The sequence below is a fragment of the Streptomyces spiralis genome (assembly GCF_014654675.1).
In the GTDB taxonomy this organism is placed as follows: Bacteria; Actinomycetota; Actinomycetes; order Streptomycetales; family Streptomycetaceae; genus Streptomyces; species Streptomyces spiralis.
Genome location: NZ_BNBC01000063.1, coordinates 1 through 21,472, shown reverse-complemented (window position 1 = coordinate 21,472; position 21,472 = coordinate 1). Strand labels below are relative to the sequence as shown.

The 21,472-nt window shown below is 73.4% G+C and carries 19 protein-coding genes and 1 rRNA gene; 4 read left to right on the top strand and 16 right to left on the bottom strand.

The genetic code is table 11. The annotated features are described in order from the left end of the window. Positions 1–58: 58 nt before the first annotated feature. The 3 genes from IE318_RS39490 to pyrG form a co-directional block, all read right to left on the bottom strand. The gene (locus IE318_RS39490; protein WP_189907716.1) at positions 59–532 is read right to left on the bottom strand and encodes a hypothetical protein; all 474 of its coding nucleotides are present in this window, start codon (positions 530–532) and stop codon (positions 59–61) included. After that, on the bottom strand, positions 529–1,155 hold the full coding sequence (locus IE318_RS39485; RefSeq protein WP_189907715.1) for an NUDIX domain-containing protein: 627 nt from the start codon (positions 1,153–1,155) through the stop codon (positions 529–531). The genes IE318_RS39490 and IE318_RS39485 overlap by 4 nt, the downstream gene beginning before the upstream one ends. Before the next feature lie 114 nt (positions 1,156–1,269). Then, positions 1,270–2,937 (bottom strand): CTP synthase, encoded by a 1,668-nt coding sequence (pyrG, locus tag IE318_RS39480; RefSeq protein ID WP_030179033.1) that lies wholly within the window; start codon positions 2,935–2,937, stop codon positions 1,270–1,272. A gap of 516 nt (positions 2,938–3,453) precedes the next feature. Between pyrG and IE318_RS39475 the strand changes: the two genes are divergently transcribed. Together IE318_RS39475 and IE318_RS39470 are read left to right on the top strand one after the other, a co-directional pair. Next, entirely contained in the window at positions 3,454–5,256 is a 1,803-nt protein-coding gene (locus IE318_RS39475) for a glycoside hydrolase family 15 protein (protein WP_189907734.1), read from the top strand. 59 nt (positions 5,257–5,315) lie between these two features. Continuing rightward, positions 5,316–6,947 (top strand): PucR family transcriptional regulator, encoded by a 1,632-nt coding sequence (locus IE318_RS39470; protein WP_030179038.1) that lies wholly within the window; start codon positions 5,316–5,318, stop codon positions 6,945–6,947. Between the two features lie 40 nt (positions 6,948–6,987). Here IE318_RS39470 and IE318_RS39465 read toward each other — a convergent pair whose 3' ends face one another. The 6 genes from IE318_RS39465 to IE318_RS39440 all read right to left on the bottom strand — a co-directional run bounded on the left by IE318_RS39465 (position 6,988) and on the right by IE318_RS39440 (position 13,204). Next, positions 6,988–8,133, bottom strand: a complete 1,146-nt coding sequence (locus tag IE318_RS39465; protein WP_189907714.1) for a glycosyltransferase family 4 protein — start codon at positions 8,131–8,133, stop codon at positions 6,988–6,990. A gap of 388 nt (positions 8,134–8,521) precedes the next feature. After that, positions 8,522–9,274, bottom strand: a complete 753-nt coding sequence (locus IE318_RS39460) for a hypothetical protein (RefSeq protein WP_189907713.1) — start codon at positions 9,272–9,274, stop codon at positions 8,522–8,524. A 36-nt stretch (positions 9,275–9,310) separates the two neighbouring features. Then, positions 9,311–11,053 carry a DNA repair protein RecN gene (recN, locus tag IE318_RS39455; RefSeq protein ID WP_030179050.1) on the bottom strand — a complete coding sequence of 581 codons (1,743 nt, stop codon included), beginning with the start codon at positions 11,051–11,053 and terminating at the stop codon, positions 9,311–9,313. Positions 11,054–11,092: 39 nt separating this feature from the next. Further along, positions 11,093–12,010, bottom strand: coding sequence for an NAD kinase (locus IE318_RS39450; protein WP_030179052.1), 918 nt, complete (start codon positions 12,008–12,010; stop codon positions 11,093–11,095). After that, positions 12,007–12,822 (bottom strand): TlyA family RNA methyltransferase, encoded by an 816-nt coding sequence (locus tag IE318_RS39445; protein WP_030179054.1) that lies wholly within the window; start codon positions 12,820–12,822, stop codon positions 12,007–12,009. Before IE318_RS39445 ends, IE318_RS39450 begins: the two co-directional genes overlap by 4 nt. Positions 12,823–12,829: 7 nt before the next feature. Further along, positions 12,830–13,204 carry a hypothetical protein gene (locus IE318_RS39440; protein ID WP_189907712.1) on the bottom strand — a complete coding sequence of 125 codons (375 nt, stop codon included), beginning with the start codon at positions 13,202–13,204 and terminating at the stop codon, positions 12,830–12,832. Positions 13,205–13,246: 42 nt separating this feature from the next. On the opposite strand from IE318_RS39440, the gene IE318_RS39435 reads away from it, so the two are divergent. After that, positions 13,247–13,594 (top strand): SCP2 sterol-binding domain-containing protein, encoded by a 348-nt coding sequence (locus tag IE318_RS39435; RefSeq protein ID WP_030179060.1) that lies wholly within the window; start codon positions 13,247–13,249, stop codon positions 13,592–13,594. Here IE318_RS39435 and IE318_RS39430 read toward each other — a convergent pair. The 4 genes from IE318_RS39430 to IE318_RS39415 form a co-directional block, all read right to left on the bottom strand. Then, entirely contained in the window at positions 13,578–14,531 is a 954-nt protein-coding gene (locus IE318_RS39430) for an ABC transporter ATP-binding protein (protein WP_229904064.1), read from the bottom strand. The genes IE318_RS39435 and IE318_RS39430 overlap by 17 nt on opposite strands. Further along, positions 14,528–15,601, bottom strand: a complete 1,074-nt coding sequence (locus IE318_RS39425; RefSeq protein ID WP_189907733.1) for a FecCD family ABC transporter permease — start codon at positions 15,599–15,601, stop codon at positions 14,528–14,530. Before IE318_RS39425 ends, IE318_RS39430 begins: the two co-directional genes overlap by 4 nt. A gap of 65 nt (positions 15,602–15,666) precedes the next feature. Beyond that, positions 15,667–16,710 carry a FecCD family ABC transporter permease gene (locus tag IE318_RS39420; protein ID WP_189907711.1) on the bottom strand — a complete coding sequence of 348 codons (1,044 nt, stop codon included), beginning with the start codon at positions 16,708–16,710 and terminating at the stop codon, positions 15,667–15,669. 74 nt (positions 16,711–16,784) lie between these two features. Next, positions 16,785–17,813 carry an HAD-IIA family hydrolase gene (locus IE318_RS39415; protein WP_189907710.1) on the bottom strand — a complete coding sequence of 343 codons (1,029 nt, stop codon included), beginning with the start codon at positions 17,811–17,813 and terminating at the stop codon, positions 16,785–16,787. A gap of 73 nt (positions 17,814–17,886) precedes the next feature. On the opposite strand from IE318_RS39415, the gene IE318_RS39410 reads away from it, so the two are divergent. Continuing rightward, positions 17,887–19,179 (top strand): DUF1015 domain-containing protein, encoded by a 1,293-nt coding sequence (locus IE318_RS39410; protein WP_189907709.1) that lies wholly within the window; start codon positions 17,887–17,889, stop codon positions 19,177–19,179. A gap of 96 nt (positions 19,180–19,275) precedes the next feature. On the opposite strand, the gene IE318_RS44625 is transcribed toward IE318_RS39410, so the two are convergent. The 3 genes from IE318_RS44625 to rrf all read right to left on the bottom strand — a co-directional run bounded on the left by IE318_RS44625 (position 19,276) and on the right by rrf (position 21,313). Further along, entirely contained in the window at positions 19,276–20,055 is a 780-nt protein-coding gene (locus IE318_RS44625) for a tetratricopeptide repeat protein (RefSeq protein ID WP_229904065.1), read from the bottom strand. Beyond that, positions 19,947–21,035 carry a hypothetical protein gene (locus IE318_RS46225; protein ID WP_194717507.1) on the bottom strand — a complete coding sequence of 363 codons (1,089 nt, stop codon included), beginning with the start codon at positions 21,033–21,035 and terminating at the stop codon, positions 19,947–19,949. Before IE318_RS46225 ends, IE318_RS44625 begins: the two co-directional genes overlap by 109 nt. A 161-nt stretch (positions 21,036–21,196) precedes the next feature. Further along, positions 21,197–21,313 (bottom strand): 5S ribosomal RNA (gene rrf, locus IE318_RS39400). Between the last annotated feature and the right edge of the window lie 159 nt (positions 21,314–21,472).

Below are 21,472 nucleotides of genomic sequence, written 5' to 3'. Positions count from 1 at the left end.
TCGGATCAGGCGATGGTCACACCGGACGGCGACACGTCGTGTGCCGGGCCCGCACGGCTCATCCGGGAGCCCGGCGCAGCAGCAGGTCGCACAGCACTCCCGGGGACTGCGACTCCACGCACAGATGCGTGGCACCCCTGGTCTCCACGACGCCCAGACCGAGGTCGTCCGGCTCCGTGCCGGAGGCACCGTCCGGCTCCGTACCGCGGGCGTCGTCCGGCGCCAGGGCCACGCGGCCGCCATGGGGGCTCAGGAACCAGGTGCCGGTGGTGCTCGTCGTCCCGTCGGTCCATGGGCCGGGGGTGACGATCCCGGCGGGCACGTCCGTGGCCCGGAAGCGGCCGTCCGCGTCGAGATGGAGCCGGCCCCCTCCCTCCTCCACCTCCCAGGTGCCGACGAGCGCGGAGCGGGAGGGGACCGTCGCCACGTGCACCTGCCGGCTCTTCAGGGCGGCGACCGCCCAGGTGCCGGCCGCCGCCGTCACCGCCAGGACGAGCGCGCCCAGCGCGAGGCGCCGGCGCGCCGGCGTCACGACTCGAAGGGGCGGGCCGGCCAGGGCGCCTCCGCCGGGCGCAGCGCGTCCAGTCCGTCGCCCTGCCGTGCCGCGACCAGCGCCAGGACGCCCACGACCAGGCAGTTGTTGTGCAGCTTGCCCGCGAGCACGTCACGCACCAGGTCCGCGACGGGCACCCGGGCCAACTCCATGTCGGTCTCCTCGTGCTCGGCCGCGAAGCGCTCGCCCTCCGCCTCGGACAGCTCGCGGGCGAGGAAGATCCGTACGGCCTCGTCGCAGCCGCCGGGAGTGGTGTAGAGGTCGGTCAGCACCCGCCAGTCCTCGGCCTTGACGTGCGCCTCCTCGTACAGCTCGCGCCGGGCGGCGTGCAGCGGGTTCTCGCCGGGCACGTCGAGCAGGCCGGCCGGGATCTCCCACAGCCGCTGCCGCACGGGGTGGCGGTACTGGCGGATGACCAGGACCCGGTCCTCGGAGTCCAGGGCGAGGACGGCCACGGAGCCGGGGTGGACCTGGTAGTCGCGCGTGGCCACGGAGCCGTCGGGCATGACCACGTCGTCGGTCCGGACCGAGGTCTTGGCCCCGGTGAACGGGGTCCGCGTCGCCCGGATCTCCCACTCCTCGGGAGTGTCCTTGATCGTCATGCCCTGCCCTTCCCCAGACGTACCCACATGTACCTCGCACGTACCCGCGTACACAAAAAACCGGGGTGCCCGCCTTTGAGGGTGGGCACCCCGGCAACCGTACAACCGGGTGTGCTACTTCGAGTTCTTCCGCTCGACCGCGGCCTTCACCAGGCCCGCGAACAGCGGGTGCGGGCGGGTCGGGCGCGAGCGCAGCTCCGGGTGCGCCTGGGTGGCGACCAGGTAGGGGTGGACGTCCCGCGGGTACTCCACGTACTCGACGAGCTTGCCGTCCGGGGAGGTGCCGGAGAAGACGATGCCCGCCTTCTTCTCCAGCTCCGCGCGGTAGGCGTTGTTCACCTCGTAGCGGTGGCGGTGGCGCTCCTCGACGTACTCCCTGTCGTCGTAGACCTCGCGCACGATCGAGCCCTCGGCCAGCTTGGCCGGGTACATGCCCAGCCGCATGGTGCCGCCCATGTCGCCCTCACCGGCGACGATGTCGAGCTGCTCGGCCATGGTGGAGATCACCGGGTGGGCGGTGGCGGGGTCGAACTCGGTGGAGTTGGCGTCGGAGATGTCGGCGAGGCTGCGCGCGGCCTCGATCACGATGCACTGCAGGCCCAGGCACAGACCCAGCAGCGGGATCTTGTTCTCGCGGGCGTAGCGGATGGCGCCGACCTTGCCGAGCACACCGCGGTCGCCGAAGCCGCCCGGGATGCAGATGCCGTCGACGTCACCGAGCTGCGCCTTGGCGCCGGCCGGGGTCTTGCAGTCGTCGGAGGTGACCCACTTGATCTTCACCCGGGCCTTGTTGGCGAAGCCGCCCGCACGCAACGCCTCGGTCACCGACAGGTAGGCGTCGGGCAGGTCGATGTACTTGCCGACCAGCGCGAGGGTGATCTCGTGGTCGGGGTTGTGGACGCGGTCCAGCAGGTCGTCCCAGGTCGTCCAGTCCACGTCGCGGAAGGGCAGGTCCAGCTTGCGCACCACGTACGCGTCCAGGCCCTCGGAGTGCACGACCTTCGGGATGTCGTAGATCGAGCGGGCGTCGGGACAGGCCACGACCGCGGCCTCGTCGACGTCGCACATCAGGGAGATCTTGCGCTTGATCGCGGTCGGCACCTCGCGGTCGCAGCGCAGCACGATGGCGTCCGGCTGGATACCGATGTTGCGCAGGGCGGCGACCGAGTGCTGGGTCGGCTTGGTCTTCAGCTCGCCGGAGGGGCCGATGTACGGCAGGAGCGAGATGTGCACCACGAAGACGTTGTCGCGGCCGACCTCGTGGCGGACCTGGCGGACGGTCTCCAGGAACGGCAGCGACTCGATGTCGCCGACCGTGCCGCCGACCTCGGTGATGACGACATCCACCTCGTCGGTGGCCATGCGCCGGATGCGGTGCTTGATCTCGTTGGTGATGTGCGGGATGACCTGCACCGTGTCGCCGAGGTACTCGCCACGCCGCTCCTTGGCGATCACCGTGGAGTACACCTGGCCTGTAGTGACATTGGCGGTGCCGTCCAGGTCACGGTCGAGGAAGCGCTCGTAGTGTCCGATGTCCAGGTCGGTCTCGGCACCGTCGTTGGTGACGAACACCTCACCGTGCTGGAAGGGGTTCATCGTGCCCGGGTCCACGTTCAGGTACGGGTCGAGCTTCTGCATCACGACGCGCAGGCCACGGGCCTTGAGCAGCATGCCCAGGCTGGAGGCGGTGAGGCCCTTGCCGAGCGAGGAGGCGACACCCCCGGTGACGAAGATGTGCTTGGTCGTCGTGGCTGTGCTGTTCCGGAAAACAGTGGGCGGCATGGCCAAGAGGGGGCTCCCGTGGTCGCGGTCTGTCGTGCGGTACGGCGGTCCGGCCCGGGGAACCCGGGTTGTCCGGCTGGGGTGCCGTCGCTGCGGTTCGGGGGTTTCGAGCCCACCGGTCCACGGGCTACCAGGGTATCAGCGCCGGAGGGCGATGGCTTCCGGCCACGCTCCGCACACATCCCGACACGGGCGTCCACCGCTTACAGTTTCCTCACCCGTGGCTCACCCGTTCGGCGCATGCGGGTTGCCGGGAGCGGCGCGCGGATCATGTACGTGCGTCGTATCCTGCTCGGACACTCGCTGCCGAGCACGGCCGGCAACACGGCACACCCCAGCCCGTATACACCGGAACAACAAGAGCTCGTCAGTTCGTTGAGCGAAGGTTGTCGTTCTGCCCCCAGGGCCGACCGGCGGTCGTTCCACCGCTCAGCGACGCTTTACAACCACCCCTTGACCGCACTAGCGACAGCCCCTTTCGTGGGGTGTGACGTGGCCGTTCGACTGGAGTTGCACGTGGCCGGGCGCATCGAAGACTACGCACTCATCGGAGACATGCAGACCGCCGCCCTGGTCTGCCGGGACGGGACGGTCGACTGGCTGTGCCTGCCCCGCTTCGACTCGCATGCCATCTTCGCCGGTCTGCTGGGCACCGAGGAGCACGGCTTCTGGCGGCTCGGCCCCGCCCATCAGGCCGACGCGAAGCCGCCGACGGCGGCCCGGCGCAGCTACCGCGGCGACTCACTGATCCTGGAGTCGGAGTGGGACACCCCGCGCGGCACGGTCCGGGTGACCGATTTCATGCCCCCGCGTGACGGCGCCCCGCAGCTGATCCGCATCGTCGAGGGCGTCACGGGCCGGGTCCCGATGCGCTCGGCGCTGCGCATGCGCTTCTCCTACGGCCGGGTGGTGCCGTGGGTGCACCGGCACGAGACCCGCACGGTGGCGGTGGCCGGCCCGGACTCCGTGTGGTTCGACACGGAGGTGGAGACCTACGGCGAGTCGCTGACCACGTACGCGGACTTCACCGTCGCCCCCGGTGACCGGGTCGCGTTCACGATCTCCTGGCAGCCCTCGCACAAGGAGCCGCCGCCGCTGCCGGAGCCCGAGCAGTCGCTGGAGGCGACCGAGGACTTCTGGCGCGAGTGGGTCGCGCACTGCACGTACCACGGGCCCTACCGCGAGGCCGTGATCCGCTCCCTGATCACGCTGAAGGCGCTGACGTACGCCCCGACCGGCGGCATCGTCGCGGCACCCACCACGTCCCTTCCGGAGGACATCGGCGGCGTGCGCAACTGGGACTACCGCTACACCTGGCTGCGGGACGCGGCGATCACCCTGTCCTCCCTGCTGCGCACCGGCTATCGCGAGGAGGCGCGCGCCTGGCGCGAGTGGCTGCTGCGGGCGGTCGCCGGCGACCCCGACAACCTGCAGATCATGTACGGCATCGCCGGTGAGCGTGAACTCGGCGAGGCGGAACTGGACTGGCTCCCCGGCTACGAGAACTCCGCGCCGGTCCGGGTGGGCAACGGCGCCGCGCACCAGCTCCAGCTCGACGTCTACGGCGAGGTCACCGAGGCACTGCACCTGGGCAACATGACGGGCCTGGCCCGCAACGACTACGCCTCCCTGCTCCAGCTCAAGCTGATCCGCTACCTGGAGAAGCACTGGCAGGAGCCGGACGAGGGCATCTGGGAGGTGCGCGGGCCGCGCCGCCACTTCGTGCACTCAAAGGTCATGGCGTGGGTCGCCGTGGACCGCACGATCAAGCTGCTGGAGTCCGGCGACGTCGACGGCCCGCTGGAGCGGTGGAAGGAACTGCGCGACGAGATCCACCGGGACGTGTGCGAGAAGGGCTACGACAAGGAGCGCAACACCTTCACGCAGTCCTACGGCTCGCGTGAGCTGGACGCCTCCCTGCTGCTCATCCCGCAGATGGGCTTCCTGCCGCCGGACGACAAGCGGGTCATCGGCACCATCGAGGCGATCCAGCGCGAGCTGTCCACGCCGGACGGCTTCATCCTGCGCTACCCGACCGACGGCGAGCACCGCGGCGTCGACGGCCTCCCCGGCGACGAGGGCGCCTTCCTCGCCTGCTCCTTCTGGATGGCGGACGACCTGGCGATGATCGGCCGCGTCGACGAGGCGCGCAAGCTCTTCGAGAAGCTTCTGTCGCTCCGCAACGACCTGGGCCTCCTGGCCGAGGAATGGGACCCGCGCCTGCAGCGCCAGGTCGGCAATTTCCCCCAGGCCTTCAGCCACGTCCCCCTGATCGACACGGCCCTGAGGCTGACGGCGAGCGGCGCGTACGGAGGCTAGGTACGCAGGTGGCTGCGGGCGTGCCCGCCTGCAGCCGCGGGGGGGTACCGTCCGATTTCATGGACCGCAGTCTCGACACCGAGGGCGCAGGCATCACCGTCCAACGCGCCCTCGACCTCCCCGGCCTCCGCAGCGGCCTCCCGGAGGTCCTCGCCGGCGCCGACCGCCTCACCCGCACCGTCCGCTGGGTGCACGCCGGCGAGGTCCCCAACATCGCCTCCCTCCTCAAGGGCGGCGAGCTCCTGCTGACCACCGGCTACGGCCTGGGCACCCGCCCCGCCGACCAGCGCGCGTTCGTCCGCACCCTCGCCGAGCGCGGCATCGCGGCACTGGTCGTCGAGCTGGGCCCGCGCTTCGCGCGTCTGCCCGCCGCCCTCGTCGAGACGGCACGCACCGCCGGTCTCCCGCTCGTCCAGCTGCACCGCGAGGTGCCGTTCGTGACGGTCACCGAGGAGATCCACACCGAGATCGTCAACGGCCACTACGCGCTGCTCCAGCGCGCCGAGGAGGTGCACCGCCGCTGTACCGAGGCGCTGCTCGGCGGCGGCGGAGTGCCGCAGGTCCTCGGCATCCTGGCCGACTTCGGCGACAACCCGGTGTTCCTGGAGACCCCGGAGGGCCGGCTGCTGTACGCGGCCGGCTCCGGACCGGAGGGAGCCGATCCGCTCCAGGTCTGGGAGGGGTTGCGCGGCCAGCACAAGGACGTCCCGCCCCCGGCCGGCTCGGTCCTGGTGGACGTGCCCGGTGGCGGCCCCGGCTCGGGATCGGTCCGCGCGCGGCTCGTGCTGCTGCCGGTCCGCTCACCGCTCGCGCCGGTGCACCGCATGGCCGCGGAGCGGGCGGCGGGCATCCTGGCCGTCGTGCTGATGCAGGCCCGCCAGGAGGAGGAGCTGGCGGCCCGCGGGCGCGGCGACTTCCTCACCGATCTCGCCGAGGGCCGTGTCACCGCCGAGGACGCGCCCGCGCAGGCCCGCGTCCTCGGGTTCAAGCCGGGCGGCAGTCCGCTGCTGCCCGTGGTCATGCGGCTGGGCGACGCCCTCGCCCCGGGCGGGGGCTGGGCGGTGCTGGCGCGCGCGGTCGCCGAGGAACTGGCGGCGGTGGGCGTGCCGGTGCTGCTGGGCGTGCGGCCGGTCGAGGGCCGGGTGCCGCTGCTGGTCGGGCTGCGTTCGGAGGCGGAGCGGGCGGCGGTCGCCGGCCGGGTCGCCGGGGCGCTGCGGGCCGGGGTGGAGCGGGCCGGGATGCGGCGGCCGGGCGGGCAGCCGCCGGTGGTGGTCGTCGGGGTGGCGGGGGGCTGGGCGGCCGCCTCGGCGGGCCTGCGGCACGCGGCGGAGACGGCGGCGGCGGCGCTGGGGCTGCCGGAGCGGGACTGGTACGACGCCCGCCGCCTCGACATCGACCTGCTGCTGTGGCGGCTGCGCGACCACCCGGACCTGGCGGCCTTCGTGGACCGGGCGATCGGCCCGCTGCTGGACCACGACCGGCGTTCCAAGCCGCCGCTGCTGCCCACCCTTCAGACGTATCTGGCGCACGCGGGCCGCAAGGCGGAGACGGCCCGCGAGCTGCATCTGAACCGGCAGACCCTCTACAACCGCCTCGCACGCATCGGTGAGTTGCTGGGCACCGACCTCGACGACCCGCAGACGGTCCTGGCGTTGAGCCTCGCCCTGCGCGCCCGCCGTCACGTTCCCTGACGGCTCCGCGCGCCCCCGGCTCCCCGGCCGCCTCCGGAGTTCAGTAGCCCCGGCCGAGCGGCCTCGGTTGTGGCTGGGTCAACTCGTCGTAGATGCTCAGAACTTGAGCGACGGTCTCGTCCTCGGTGGGCCAGGTGGCCGCCTGCAGGGCACCCAGGTCCCGTAGCGCCTGGCGGCGTTCGGGGTCGCCGAGCAGCCGCAGCACGGCGGCGGCGAACGCGTCCGGGTCCCGGTGGGGCACGAGTTCGGCCGCCTCGCCCACGAGTTCGCCGATGCCGCCGGTCCGCGCGGCGACGAGCGGCACGCGCGCGTGCAGGGCCTCCTGCGCGAGCACGGAGCGGGCCTCCTGGCTGCCGGGCAGCAGCGCCACGTCGGCGGCGGCGAGCAGTTCGCCCACGTCGTCGCGGCGGCCGACGAGCCGTACCGGGAGCTGCTCGTCCTCGATCCGTCGTTGCAGCAGGGCGCGCAGCGGCCCCTCCCCCGCGATCACGACCAGCGGCACGGGGTCCGCCAGGCGCCAGGCGCGGGCGGCGTCCAGCAGCAGCTCGTGGCCGCGGTGCGGGTCCAGGGAGGCGACGGAGAGGAGCAACGGCCTTCCGGTGGCGCCGAGTTCGGCCCGCACCTTGGAGCGGGGCCGCTCGGGGTGCTCGTAGCCGGTGCGCGGCCGGGGCAGGGCGACCGCGGCGAGCCGGGCGTCCCGCGCGCCCCGGTGGCGGGCCCGGTCCACCAGCTCGGAGGTGGTGCCCAGGACCAGGGTGGCCGACTTGACCACCCGTCGCTCCAGCACGCGCAGCAGCTGCCCGCGCGGCCCCTCGGCGTGGGCGTGGTTGTGCCAGGTGACGACGAGCGGGGTGCGGCGGCCGCTGAGGGCGAGCGCCGCCCGGAAGGAGGCGTGCAGCCCGTGCGCGTGCACCAGGTCGGCGCCCGCGCAGGCCGTGCGCAGCGCGGCCACGGACACCGGGTCGCTGCTGCGCGGCACGGGGACGTGCTCGGCGCCGACCGCGGTGAATCCGTAGGCGCGGTCGGTCTCGGCCGGGGCGCACACCGTGACCCGTACGCCCCGCGCGACCAGCCCCGCGGTCAGCGACCGCACGTGCACGCTGCTGCCGGCGTTGCCGCCGCCCAGCACCTGCACGGTGCGCAGCGTCGACTGACCGTGCGGTACGCGGCTGTTCACGGGGCTCACGCGGCCGGGGCTCCTGGTTCGGCGTCGGGCGGTCACGGGGAATCGCGGGGGAACGTACAGAAGGTATCGAGCCGGGGGCCGAACCGCGCGCGCCCGCTCCGCGTGCTGCCCCCGGCTCAAGGATGCCAGTACGTACGGGTGTTCCGGACACGCCGGGGCCCGGCGAACGCGTCGCCACGCCCCGACCCGACAACCCGGCGTCACTCACACGAGTGAATCTGACAGGCCCATGCCGACGCCGGATCCCCTGGCCGCACCACCTCCGACCGCCCCGGCCCGGACGACCCACCCCCAGCGCGCGCTCCGCCCCGGCGACCCCGTCGCCCCGGACCACGCGACACACCCCGACCGACGGACTCGCCCCACCGCAAGCGACCCGCCGGGCGCCTCACCAGGCGGCGGCCGCCCACCGGCTGACCCGGTCGCCGTAGACGGCCGCGGCCACGACCGCGGCGGCGTGGGCGGCCAGTCCGGTACGTCCGTTGCACAGGACGGCGGCGGTGCCGAGGGTCGCCCCCAGGGCGTGCGCCCCCGTGTCGCCGAGCATCGTGCGCTCCCCGAGGTCGTCGGGCAGCACCGCGGCGGCGGTTCCCGTCGCGGCGGCGGCCAGTTCGGCGCCCGGTGCCCGCCGCAGCATTCCGGGTGCGGCGAGCGCGAGCACCGCGCAGGCGGCGCGGCCGGGGCGTACGTCCACGAGGTTGACGGCGTGGGCGGCCCCGGCGATCACCACGCCCGCGAGCACCTTGTCGGCCGGCCGCTCCTTCAGCAGCGAACCGGCGAGGAGTCCGGCCGCTCCGATCCCGAACAGCTTGACCGCCCCGCTGGTGATCTCGCCGTGCCGCAGGGCGGTGAGGTGGGCGCGGAACCCGCGCCGCGGGTCACCGGCGCCGGCGATGTCGTCGTAGGCGCCGCAGGCCCCGGCGGCCAGCACCGCGAGCCCGGCGGCGGGCCGCACCCGCGCGGCGGCGACCGCGGCCGCCAGGGCCGTGGCGGGCCCGGCGTACAGGTCGACCGTGCGGCCCGCGTGGTTCGTCCGTTCCCAGCGCCGGCGGCCGCCGGGCGCGGTGGCGCGGAGGGCGGCGGTCATGGTGCGGCCCAGACCCGCGGCCAGGGCGAAGGAGGTGGCGAGACGGGAGATCATCCCGCCACCCTACGCACGGCTGCTCACACGCCGTGCCTAACGATCCGCACGGGCGGTGGCGAGCAGTTCCTCGGCGTGCGCGCGGGCCGTCTCGGAGTCCTCCTGGCCGGCCAGCATCCGGGAGAGTTCGCGGATGCGGTCCTCGCCCTCCAGGACCTTCACGCCGGAGCGGGTCACCGACCCGTCGTTCGTCTTCTCCACCAGCAGCTGCCGGTCGGCGAATGCGGCGACCTGGGGCAGGTGGGTGACCACGACGACCTGCGCCGTCCTGGCCAGCTTCGCCAGCCGCCTGCCGATCTCCACGGCCGCCTTGCCGCCGACACCGGCGTCCACCTCGTCGAAGAGGTACGTCGGCACCGGATCCGTCCCGGCGAAGACGACCTCGACGGCCAGCATCACGCGCGACAGCTCACCGCCGGAGGCGCCCTTGGCGATCGGCCGGGGCGGCGCGCCCGGGTGCGGAGCGAGCAGCAGCTCCACCTCGTCCACCCCGGACGGCCCGTAGGCGACGGTGCGGCCGTCCACCTCCACGCCGTCCGGGTCCTCGGTCTGCCGGATGTCGAACGACACGCGCGCGTGCGGCATGGCGAGCGAGGCCAGCTCGGCGGTCACGGCGGCGGCGAACCGCTCGGCGGCCTCCGTCCGGGCGTCGGTCAGCGCCTGGGCGAGACCGCCCAGCTCGGTGCGCAGCGCGTCCCGCTCGGCGGTCAGCTCCCCGATCCGCTCGTCGTCGGAGTCCAGTTCCGTCAGCCGGGCGGCGCTCCGCTCGGCCCAGGCGAGCACGGCGGCGACGTCATCGCCGTACTTGCGGGTCAGCGCGGTCAGCGCGGCCCGCCGCTCCTCGACGGCCGCCAGCCGCAGCGGGTCGGCGTCCAGGTCGTCGGCGTACCCGGCCAGCTCCCCGGCCACGTCACCCAGGAGGATCCCGATCTCGCCGATCCGGTCGGCGAGCGCGGCCAGCGCCGGGTCGTGCGCCCGCACGGCCTCCAGGGCCCGCTGTGCGCCCGCGACGAGGGTGGCCGCGTCGATGCCCTCGGGGTCCTCCGGATTGCCCGCGAGAGCGGCGTGCGCGGCCGTCGCGGCCGACGACAGGGCCTCGGCGTGCCCGAGCCGCTCGGCCTCCTCGGCCAGCTCGACGTCCTCCCCGGCACGCGGTTCCACGGCGGCGATCTCGTCCAGGCCGTAGCGGAGCATGTCGGCCTCCTGGGCCCGCTCCCGTGCGCGTGTGGTGATCTCCTCCAGCTCGGCGGAGACCGCCCGCAGCCGCCGGTAGGCCTCGGTGTACTTGGCCAGCGGCACGGCGACGGCGTCGCCCGCGTACCGGTCCAGCGCCTGCCGTTGCCGGGACAGCTTCAGCAGGCCCTGCTGGTCGGTCTGCCCGTGCACGGCCACCAGGTCGTCGGCGAGCTCGGCGAGCAGCCCGACGGGCACGCTCCGGCCGCCCAGGTGCGCCCGCGAGCGCCCTTCGGCGGAAACGGTACGGCTGATCAGCAGCGCCCCGTCGTCGAGTTCGGCACCGGCCTCCTCGGCGCGTACGACGGCGGCGGCGTCCCCGGCCACGGTGACCCGCCCCTCGACGACCGCCTTGTCCGCTCCGATCCGCACGAGCGCCGCGTCGGCCCGCCCGCCGAGCAACAGCCCGAGGCTGGTGACGACCATGGTCTTGCCCGCGCCCGTCTCACCGGTGACGGCCGTGAACCCGGGCGACAGCTCGACGACCGCGTCATCGATGACTCCGAGCGACCGTATCCGCATCTCTTCCAGCACGCACAAGACCATACGAGGTCCGGGGCGGCGAGTGCGACCGCCCCGCCCTTGTCACTCCGGCGAGTGGTGCGGCGCCCCCCGCCAGCCGGTGGTCGGCAACGCGAACTTCGCCACCAGCCGGTCGGTGAAGGACGCGTGGTGCAGCCGCGCCAGCCGCACCGGCACGGCCCCGCGCCGCACCTCCACCCGCGCCCCGGGCGGCAGCTCGATGGTCCGCCGGCCGTCGCACCACAGGACCCCGGGCTGGATGTGCGGCAGCACCTCCACGGCGAGCACCGAGTCCGGCGAGGTGACCAGCGGCTTCGCGAACAGCGCGTGCGCGCTGATCGGCACCATCAGCAGGGCCTCCACCTCGGGCCACACCACCGGCCCTCCGGCGGAGAACGCGTACGCCGTGGAACCCGTGGGCGTCGACAGAACGACCCCGTCGCAGCCGAACCCCGTCACCGGACGCCCGTCGATCTCCAGGACGACTTCCAGCAGCTTCTCGGCGCCGGCCTTCTGCACGGCCGCCTCGTTCAGCGCCCAGTCGGTGTGCACGATGTCCCCGTTGCGGTGCACGACGACATCGACGGTCATCCGCTCCTCGACCTCGTAGGACCGGGCCACCACCCGGTCGACCACCCGATCGAGGTCGTCCCGTTCGGCCTCCGCGAGGAACCCGACGCGCCCGAGGTTGACGCCGAGCATCGGCACCCCGGAGGCCCGCGCGAACTCGGCGCCGCGCAGCAGCGTGCCGTCGCCGCCGAGCACGATCAGCAGCTCGCACCCGTCCAGGCACTGCGGGGTCGCCTCCTTGACCAGCCGCACCTCCTCGGGCAGCGGCAGGTCGCGCGCCTCGTCCTCCAGGACCCGCACCCCGATGCCGTGCCGCAGCAGGCCCTTCACCACGAGTTCCGCGCTGCGGATCGCGGCGGGCCGCCCGGTGTGGGCGAGCAGGAAAACAGTTCGCGCTCGGTTCTGTGTCAACGCGGCCCCTCCGCCACTGCTCGGTCGACGTCGGCCGGGTCCAGAGCGGGCGCCCCGGCGCGCAGCCAGAGAAAGTACTCGACGTTCCCGGACGGCCCGGGCAGCGGGCTGGCGGTGACACCGTTCACCCCGAGCCCCAGCTCCCACGCCTTGTCCGCCACACCTCGCACGGCCTCCGCGCGCAGCTGCGGACTCCGTACGACACCCCCGCTGCCCAGCCGCTCCTTCCCCACCTCGAACTGCGGCTTGACCATCATCACCAGGTCGGCGTCCGGCGTCACGCACCGCGCCAGGGCGGGCAGCACCAGGCCGAGCGGGATGAAGGACAGATCCCCCACGACAAGATCCACAGGTTCCCCATCGATCGCCTCGAGCGTCAACTCGCGTACGTTCGTACGGTCCTTGACGGTGACGCGTTCATCGCTCTGCAGCGACCAGGCGAGTTGCCCGTAGCCGACGTCGACGGCGACGACGTGTGCGGCGCCCGCCCGCAGCAGGACGTCGGTGAAGCCGCCGGTGGAGGCGCCGGCGTCCAGCGCGCGCCGTCCCTCGACGACGAGCCCCCGGGGGACGAACGCCTCGAGCGCGCCGGCGAGCTTGTGGCCGCCCCGCGAGACGTAGTCGGGGTCGCTGTCGTCGGAGGCGACCACGATGGCGGCGGCGGTCTCCACCTGCGTGGCGGGCTTGGTCGCGACGGTCTTGCCGACGGTGACCCGCCCGGCGGCGATCAGCTGGCTGGCGTGCTCACGCGAGCGCGCGAGCTTCCGGCGGACCAGCTCCGCGTCCAGACGGCGGCGTGCGACTCCTGCCACGTTCGGTTCAGCTCCTGTGTCGGTACGGCTGTGGGTGCGCCGGTGAGGGCGCGGGGGGCGCCGGAGGTCCCGGGCGGGCGTCGAGCGCGGTGAGCGCGTCGCGCAGCGCCCCGTGTACATCCTCGTACACCTCCACGTGGCCGTCGGTGGCGAGGTGGTCCACGTCGCCGAGGCGCTCCAGGGCCGCGTCCACGTCGGCGTTGCCGGTGGGGGTGCGGGGGACGTCCAGGGGGGTGGGGTCGTCGGCGGCCAGGGGGTCGTCAGCGGGTTCCGCCGGGGCGTGCGCGGGTTCCGCGGCGGGGGCGTGCGCGGGGGTCCCGGTGTCCTGGTCCTCGGCCGCCGCTCCGGCCGGGGTCTCCGTCTCGGGCGCAGAGTCGCTCATGCCCAGACGCTACCTCGCGGCGCTGGGGTACCGTCGGTCGCGATGGCCACGATCGAGGAGTGCCGCAGAGCACTCGAGAAGCTCTCCGACAACATGGCGAGCGCGGAAGGGGACGTCCGTGAGGCGGCGGCTCTGGACCGCTCGGTGAGCTGCCACATCAAGGACCTCGACGTCAGCTTCGTGGGTCGTATGACGGCCGGCCGGATCGAGGTGCGGGACACCGTCCAGGGGCCGCCGCCCGAGAAGGCCCAGATCCGGCTCGCGATGGCCGGCGACGACCTGGTCGCGCTGGTGGGCGGGGAGCTGAACTTCGCCACGGCCTGGGGCTCGGGCCGGGTGAAGCTGGAGGCGGGCCTGCTGGACCTGTTCCGGCTCAGGAAGCTTCTGTAGCGCCGGTACCGCGCCCGGCCCCCACCCGTGGTGCCGCCGTGCGGGCCCGTGCCGCGCGCGCCGCCGGCACCACCAGCGGGGTTCCCGTCTCGGGGTCCTCGATGACCTGGCAGCGCAGCCCGAACACCTCCCGCACCAGCTCGGCCGTGACGACGTCGTTCGGCGCGCCCTGGGCGACGACCCGCCCGGCGCGCAGCGCGATCAGGTGGGTGGCGTAGCGGGCGGCGTGGTTGAGGTCGTGCAGCACGGCGACAAGGGTGCGCCCCTGCTCCTCGTGCAGCTCGGCGCACAGGTCGAGGACGTCGATCTGGTGCTGGATGTCCAGATACGTCGTCGGCTCGTCGAGCAGCAGCAGCGGTGTCTGCTGGGCGAGGGCCATGGCGATCCACACGCGCTGCCGCTGACCGCCCGACAGCTCGTCGACGTACCGCTCGGCGAGCTCGGCGACGCCCGTCCGCTCCATGGACTCCCGTACGACCCGTTCGTCCTCGGCCGACCACTGCCGCAGGATGCCCTGGTGCGGGTAGCGGCCGCGGCCCACCAGGTCACCGACGGTGATCCCGTCGGGCGCGATCGACGACTGCGGCAGCAGGCCGAGCGTCCGGGCGACCTTCTTGGCGGGCATCGACTGGATGACCTGCCCGTCGAGCAGCACCCTCCCCTGAGTGGGCTTGAGCATCCGGGACAGCGCCCGCAGCAGCGTGGACTTGCCGCACGCGTTCGGGCCGACGATCACCGTGAAGGAGTTGTCGGGTATCTCCACCGACAGCTGCTCGGCGATGACGCGCTGGTCGTAGGCGAGGGTGACGTTGTCGGCGGACAGACGGTTCACGGTGCTCCTCTTGCTGTTCTCGTGCTGCTCGCTGACGGAGTCGTGGCCGGGCTGATGGCCGGGCTCGTGTCCGGGTGCGTGTCCGGGCTCGTGGCGGGTGGTCATATCCGGCCCTTCCTGCGCTCGGCGACCAGCAGCCAGAGCAGGTACACGCCGCCGAGCACGCCGGTGACCACGCCGACGGGCAGCTGGTCCGCGCCGAAGGCGCGCTGCGAGGCCCAGTCGGCGGTGACCAGAAGGGCAGCGCCCATGCACATGGACGGCAACAGGTTCGGGCCGGGCATGGGGGCACCTCCCGCGCCGTTGAGGCAGCGGGGGAGGGTCAGGCGCCGGGCGAGCTGCGGGGCGGTCAGGGCGACGAAGGCGACCGGACCGGCCGCGGCGGTGGCGGCCGCGGTGAGCAGGACGGCCGAGGCCATCAGCAGCAGCCGTACGCGCTCCACGCGCACGCCGAGGGCGTACGCCGTGTCGTCGCCCATCTCCAGCATCCGCAGCCCGCGCGCGTTGCCGAGGACGAGCGGGAGGAGCACGGCGCACAGGATCAGCAGCGGCCGGACCTGACTCCAGTCGCGTCCGTTGAGCGAGCCCGCCATCCAGACGACCGCGCGGGCCGCGTCGACGAAGTCGGCCTTGGTGATCAGGTAGCCGTTGACCGCGGTGGCGACCGCGTTGACGCCGATGCCGACCAGGACCAGCCGGTAGCCGTGCACGCCCCGCTTCCAGGCGAGGAGGTAGACGGCGAGCCCGGTCACCAGGCCGCCGGCGAGCGCGCCGAAGGTGACCGCGGTGGCGCCGCCGGAGAACAGGACGATCACCATGAGCGCCCCGGCCGTCGCACCCTGGGACAGGCCGAGGACGTCGGGGCTGCCCAGCGGGTTGCGCGAGACGGACTGGAACAGCGCCCCGCCCAGTCCGAGGCAGGCGCCGACCAGCAGCCCGACGAGGACGCGCGGCAGCCGCAGTTCACGGACGATGAACTCCTGGCCCGGGTTGCCCTGCCCGAACAGCGTCTTCAGCACGTCCGAGGCCGGGATCGGGAAGTCGCCGGTGCCGATCAGCACGACGCTCGCGGCGAGCGCGGCCAGCGCCAGCAGGACCACGACGGTCAGCGCCCGGACGTCCAGACGGAAGGACAGCCCGCCCGGGGTGCGGACGGCCCGTGCGGTGCCCGGCACCGGGGCGGTACGAGAAGCGCGGGCGGGACCGGCGGCAGGGGTGCGGGTGGTGGTGCGGGTCGTCTTCACAGCTGGGCCGTCCTCCGCCGCCGTACGAGCAGGATGAACACCGGGCCGCCGATGATCGCGGTGACGACCCCCACCTGCACCTCGGCGGGCCGGGCGACGAGCCGTCCGACGACGTCGGCGCCGAGCAGCAGCACGGGCGACAGGATCGTGGCGTAGGGCAGGATCCAGCGCAGGTCGGGCCCGGTGAAGGAGCGGACGACGTGCGGGACCATCAGCCCGACGAAGACGATCGGCCCGCAGGCGGCGGTCGCGGCCCCGCACAGCACGGTCGCGGCGAGCATGGCGAGCGCCCGGGTGCGGTTGAGGTTCACGCCGAGGGCGCGGGCGGTGTCGTCGCCCATCGCGACGGCGTTGAGCGGCCGGGCGAGCAGCAGCGCGAGGACCGTGCCGGCCAGGCAGAACGGCAGCACCTGGACGATGGTCGCGTCGGTGGCGGAGGCCAGGGACCCCACGGTCCAGAAGCGCATCTTCCCCAGCGCCGCGTCATCCATGATCATCACGGCCTGGAGATAGCCGTAGAGCGCGGCGCCGATCGCGGTTCCGGCGAGCGCGAGCCGTACGGGCGTGGCGCCCCGGCCGCCGCCGAGGAACCACACCAGCGCGCCCACGGCGGCGGCGCCGAGGAAGGCGAACCAGACGTACCCGCTCAGGCTGGTGACACCGAAATAGGTGATCGCGGTGACGACGGCGGCCGAAGCGCCCGCGTTGATGCCGAGGATCCCGGGGTCGGCCAGTGGATTGCGGGTCAGCGCCTGCAACACGGCCCCGGACAGCCCGAGCGCGGCCCCGGCGAGCAGACCGAGGAGGGTCCGGGACAGCCGCTCGCCGACCACGACGTCGCCGTAGGTCCCCGAGTCCTGGAACAGGCCGTGCCAGACCTGGTCCAGGGAGAGCTCCTTCGCTCCGACCGCGATGCTCGCCAGGGCGACGAGCACCAGGATCACGGCGGAGAGAAGGAGCCCAAGGGCTCGCGCCCCACGACGGGTCGGTGGCGCGGCGGCCACCGCCGCGCGCTCTTCCGGAGGACTGTCGACCAACACGGGGTTAGGTTAGCCTACCCTCGCTACCGCCTCGACAGGGCGTCAGCGTATGTGCCGGAGCGTCAGCCGCCGCTTCACAGCCCCAGCCGCGCCAGTGCCTTCCCCCCGTCCAGCTCGCACGCGCTCTCGCCGCCCGCCGTCCACGCCGCCGCGCACAGCGCGCGCAGCCCGTCCAGCGACTCCCCGTCGCCGGTCAGCTCCACCCGCTCCGCACCGGCCGTCGCCGTCCACCCACCGCACCGGAAACCCTCACCCTCCCGGGTGATCTTCGGCTGCCCGGTGAGCAGCCCGCGCAGATCCGCGTCCACATACGTCGGCCGGTGCTGCGGCGGCGCGGCGAGCAGCCGCGCCCCGTCGGTGACCCCGGTCAGCACCAGCAGCGAGTCGACCCCGCCGTTGAAGGCGCCCTCGATGTCCGTGTCCAGCCGGTCCCCGACCACCAGGGGCCGCCGCGCGCCCGTGCGCAGGATCGTCTCGCGGTGCATCGGCGGCAGCGGCTTGCCCGCCACCTGCGGCTCCGCGCCCGTCGCGATCCGCACGACCTCCACCGCCGCGCCGTTGCCGGGCGCGATGCCCCGCGCGCTCGGGATCGTCAGATCGGTGTTGGAAGCGAACCACGGCACCCCGCGCGCGATCGCGTAGCAGGCCTCCGCGAAACGCCCCCACGGCAGCTCCGGCCCGCCGAAGCCCTGCACCACCGCCACCGGGTCGTCGTCGGCGGACTCCACCGGCTCGAGCCCGCGCTCGCGCAGCGCCACCCGCAGCCCTTCGCCACCGATGACCAGCACCCGCGCTCCCTGCGGCACCTGGTCGGCGATCAGCCGGGCCACCGCCTGCGCCGACGTGACGACATCGGACGCCTGAGCCGGTATGCCCAGCTCGGTGAGGTGCGCGGCCACCGCGTCCGGGGGACGCAGCGCGTTGTTGGTGACGTACGCCAGGTGCATCCCGCCCGCGCGGGCGGCGGCCAGCGAGTCCACCGCGTGCGCGATCGCACTGCCCCCCGCGTACACCACCCCGTCCAGGTCGAGCAGGGCCGTGTCGTACGCCTCGCTCAGGGCCTGCCCACTGCCCTCGGGCCTCGTCCTGACGCCCTGGCTCATTCCGCATCGCTCCTCGTGATACCGGCTTTCCCCCGATCATCCCTCATGCCACTGACACACGTACGATGCCGGGATGAACACAGCAGGTCACTCACCGGCACCAACGCGCCGGGGCCTCGAACTCACCCCGTTCCGAGGCCTTCGCTACGACCCCGAACGGGTCGGCAGCCTCGCCGCCGTGACGTCCCCGCCGTACGACGTCGTCGTACGCCCCGACGGCCTGCACCACCTCCAGTCCGCCGACCCCCACAACATCGTCCGCCTGATCCTCCCCCAGGCCGGCACGCCCTCCGCCCGCAACGAGCAGGCGGCCGACACCCTGCGCCGCTGGCTGTCCGAGGGCGTCCTGACCGCCGATCCCGAACCGGGCCTGTACGTCTACGAACAGCGCGACGGCGACGGGATGCTGCAACGCGGACTGATCGGCGCGCTGCGCCTGTCGGACCCGGAGGACGGCGTGGTACTGCCGCACGAGGACGTGATGCCGCACGTCGTCGCGGACCGCGCGGCCCTGATGCGGGCCACCCGCACCAACCTCGAACCCCTGCTGCTCACCTACCGCGGCAACGGCTCCACCGCGGCCACCGCCGTCGTCGTGGAACGCACCGCCGCCCAGCCTCCCCTGCTGGCGACGACCACCGAGGACGGCTTCCGCCACCGCCTGTGGGCCGTCACCGACCCCACCGACCTGGCCGCCATCGGCGACGACCTGGCCGGGTACCAGGCGCTGATCGCCGACGGCCACCACCGCTGGGCGACCTACCGGCGGCTGCGCGCCGAGCACCTCTCCCCCAGCGCCTGGGACTACGGCCTGGTCCTCCTCGTCGACACCGCCCGCTACCCCCTCAGGGTCCGCGCCATCCACCGCCTGCTGCACGGCGTGCCGGTCGCCGACGCGCTGTCCGCGCTGGACGGCCTGTTCCGCGTACGGCGACTGGAGGTGCCCCTGACCGAGGCCCTGGCGGTCCTCGCGGACGCGGCCTGCGCGGGCAACGCCTTCCTGCTCGCGGGCGACGGCGCCTTCCACCTCGTGGACCACCCGGACCCCGCCCTGCTGGCCCGCACGGTTCCGTCCGACCGCCCGGCGGCCTGGCGCACGCTGGACGCGACCGTCCTGCACGCCGCGCTCCTCCAGCACGTCTGGCACATCCCCGAGGACGATCCGACCCGTATCGCGTACATCCACGACACGGCCGCCACCGTGGCCAAGGCCGAACGCGACGGCGGTACGGCCGTCCTGCTGCACCCTGTCCGCGAGGAGGTCGTCCGCGACCTGGCCCGCCAGGGCGTCACGATGCCCCGCAAGTCGACGTCGTTCGGCCCGAAGCCGGCGTCGGGGCTTGTGCTGCGGGCGCTGGACCTGTGACACAGAAGACCAGAAGAGGGGTGGTCCCGACCGCGAAACCGGTCGGGACCACCCCTCTTCTGTTTCTGTCTCACAGCGGCTGTCTCACAGCCGGAGTCAGACCTCGCGGTCGTCCTCGCCGCTCTTCGAGCTCTGCTCGGAGGCATCCTCGGACGGGCCCTCGGACCCGCGCTCGGACCCGTCCGCGCCCTCGTTCTCGTCGAGCGCGTCGGTGAACTCCACGCCGTCCAGCTCGGCCAGCCGGTCCGAGGCGTCGGTGCTGCCGTCCCGGTCGGCCTCGACGGCCTTGGCGAACCACTCCCGCGCCTCGGCCTCCCGGCCGACGGCCAGCAGCGCGTCGGCGTAGGCGTACCGCAGCCGCGCGGTCCAGGGCTGCACGGAGTTGGACGCCAGCTCGGGGCTCTGCAGCGTCACGATGGCCGCGTCCAGCTGCCCCATGTCCCGCCGCGCACCGGCCGCGACGAGCCGCATCTCCACCTGCCCGGCCTTGTCGAGTTTGTGCACCTCCGGCGCCCCGGCCATGTCCAGCGCCTTCTCCGGCCGCCCGAGCCCACGCTCGCAGTCGGCCATGACCGGCCACAGCTCGACGTTGCCGGTCATCCGCCGGGCGGCCCGGAACTCGGCGAGCGCCTCGGCGTACTTCTGGCTCGCGTACGCCGCGAAGCCGGCCGCCTCCCGTACGGCGGCGACACGCGACGCCAGCCGCAGGGCGACCCTGGAGTAGCCGTAGGCGGCCTCGGGGTCCTCGTCGATGAGCCGCGCGACCATCACCAGGTTCCTGGCGACATCCTCGGCGAGCGTCTTGGGCAGGCTCTGCAGCTCCTGCCGTACGTCCTTGTCGATCTCCTCGCCGGTGACCTCCTGCGGGATCGGCAGCCGCTTGATCGGCTCCCGGTCGCGGTCACGGTCACGGTCGCGACCCCGGTCCCGGTCCCGGTCGTCACGGAAGCGGCCGCCGCCACGGCGGTCGTCGCGACGGTCGTCACGGCCGCGGAAGCCGCCGGGGCGCCCGCCGCGGTCGTCACGACGAGGGCCGCGTCCACCGCGGTCGTCACGCCCCCGGTCGTCCCGCCCGCGGAAGCCACCGCGCTCCCCGCGCTCGCCCCGCTCACTCCGGTCGTCGCGCCGCTCGTCCCTGCGGTCGTCGCGGCGGTAGGAGGGGCGGTCGTCGCGGCGGAAGCCGCCACGGTCACGGTCACGATCGCGGTCATGACGCCGGCCGTAGCCACCACGGTCGCCATCGCGCCGATCATCACGACGGTCGTCCCGCCGATCATCGCGGCGGTCGTCCCGCCGGTCGTCCCGCCGGTCATCGCGGCGGTCGTCCCGACGGAAGCCGCCGCGGTCGGAGCGGTCGTCACGGCGGCCGTAACCACGGTCTTCCTCACGGCGGCCGTAACCACGGTCGTCGTCACGCCGGCCGTAACCGCCACGGTCGTCGTCACGGCGGAAGCCGCGCCGGTCGTCCCTGCGGTCGTCGCGGCGGTCGTCCCTGCGGTCATCGCGCCGGTAGGAGGGGCGGTCGTCCCTACGGTCGTCGCGCCGCTCGTCCCTGCGGTCATCGCGGCGGTAGGAGGGGCGGTCGTCGCGGCGGAAACCGCCACGGTCACGATCACGATCGCGGTCATCACGCCGGCCGTAGCCACCACGGTCGCCATCGCGCCGATCATCACGACGGTCGTCCCGCCGATCATCACGACGGTCGTCCCTGCGGTCGTCCCGCCGGTCATCGCGGCGGTCGTCCCGACGGAAGCCGCCACGGTCGCCGCGCTCGGCGCCTCGGCGGTCGTCCCGACGGCCGTAGCCACCACGGTCGTTGGCGCGGCGCGGACCACCGCGGTGTCCGCCACGGTCACCGCGTTCGCCACCGTCCCGGCGGCGCTGATCACGCTCCGGACGCTCATCGGGAGAGTTGGTGGACATCGGTGACTCCTGTCTTCGGTACCGCAAGCATTGTAAAAACGAAAGGACCCCTGGTCCCAGCTGAACGCTGGTGACCAGGGGTCCTCCAAAGATTGTTCGGCGGTGTCCTACTCTCCCACAGGGTCCCCCCTGCAGTACCATCGGCGCTGTGAGGCTTAGCTTCCGGGTTCGGAATGTAACCGGGCGTTTCCCTCACGCTATGACCACCGAAACCCTAATGGTTTCGAGCGAACAAGCACACTCTTCTGTTGTGAGTTCAGCTCTAAGCCGGCAACGGTCGTTGCCTCAGAACTAACACAGTGGACGCGAGCAACTGAGGACAAGCCCTCGGCCTATTAGTACCGGTCACCTCCACACCTTACGGTGCTTC

What these genes read in the sequence shown, in the direction of transcription:
- IE318_RS39440 (WP_189907712.1), bottom strand. Translation starts at nt 13,204, where the DNA reads ATGAGCGACTCTGCGCCCGAGACGGAGACCCCGGCCGGAGCGGCGGCC.
- IE318_RS39430 (WP_229904064.1), bottom strand. Translation starts at nt 14,531, where the DNA reads ATGACCACCCGCCACGAGCCCGGACACGCACCCGGACACGAGCCCGGC.
- IE318_RS39470 (WP_030179038.1), top strand. Translation starts at nt 5,316, where the DNA reads ATGGACCGCAGTCTCGACACCGAGGGCGCAGGCATCACCGTCCAACGC.
- IE318_RS39435 (WP_030179060.1), top strand. Translation starts at nt 13,247, where the DNA reads ATGGCCACGATCGAGGAGTGCCGCAGAGCACTCGAGAAGCTCTCCGAC.
- recN (WP_030179050.1), bottom strand. Translation starts at nt 11,053, where the DNA reads ATGGTCTTGTGCGTGCTGGAAGAGATGCGGATACGGTCGCTCGGAGTC.
- IE318_RS39485 (WP_189907715.1), bottom strand. Translation starts at nt 1,155, where the DNA reads ATGACGATCAAGGACACTCCCGAGGAGTGGGAGATCCGGGCGACGCGG.
- IE318_RS39460 (WP_189907713.1), bottom strand. Translation starts at nt 9,274, where the DNA reads ATGATCTCCCGTCTCGCCACCTCCTTCGCCCTGGCCGCGGGTCTGGGC.
- IE318_RS39410 (WP_189907709.1), top strand. Translation starts at nt 17,887, where the DNA reads ATGAACACAGCAGGTCACTCACCGGCACCAACGCGCCGGGGCCTCGAA.
- pyrG (WP_030179033.1), bottom strand. Translation starts at nt 2,937, where the DNA reads ATGCCGCCCACTGTTTTCCGGAACAGCACAGCCACGACGACCAAGCAC.
- IE318_RS39415 (WP_189907710.1), bottom strand. Translation starts at nt 17,813, where the DNA reads ATGAGCCAGGGCGTCAGGACGAGGCCCGAGGGCAGTGGGCAGGCCCTG.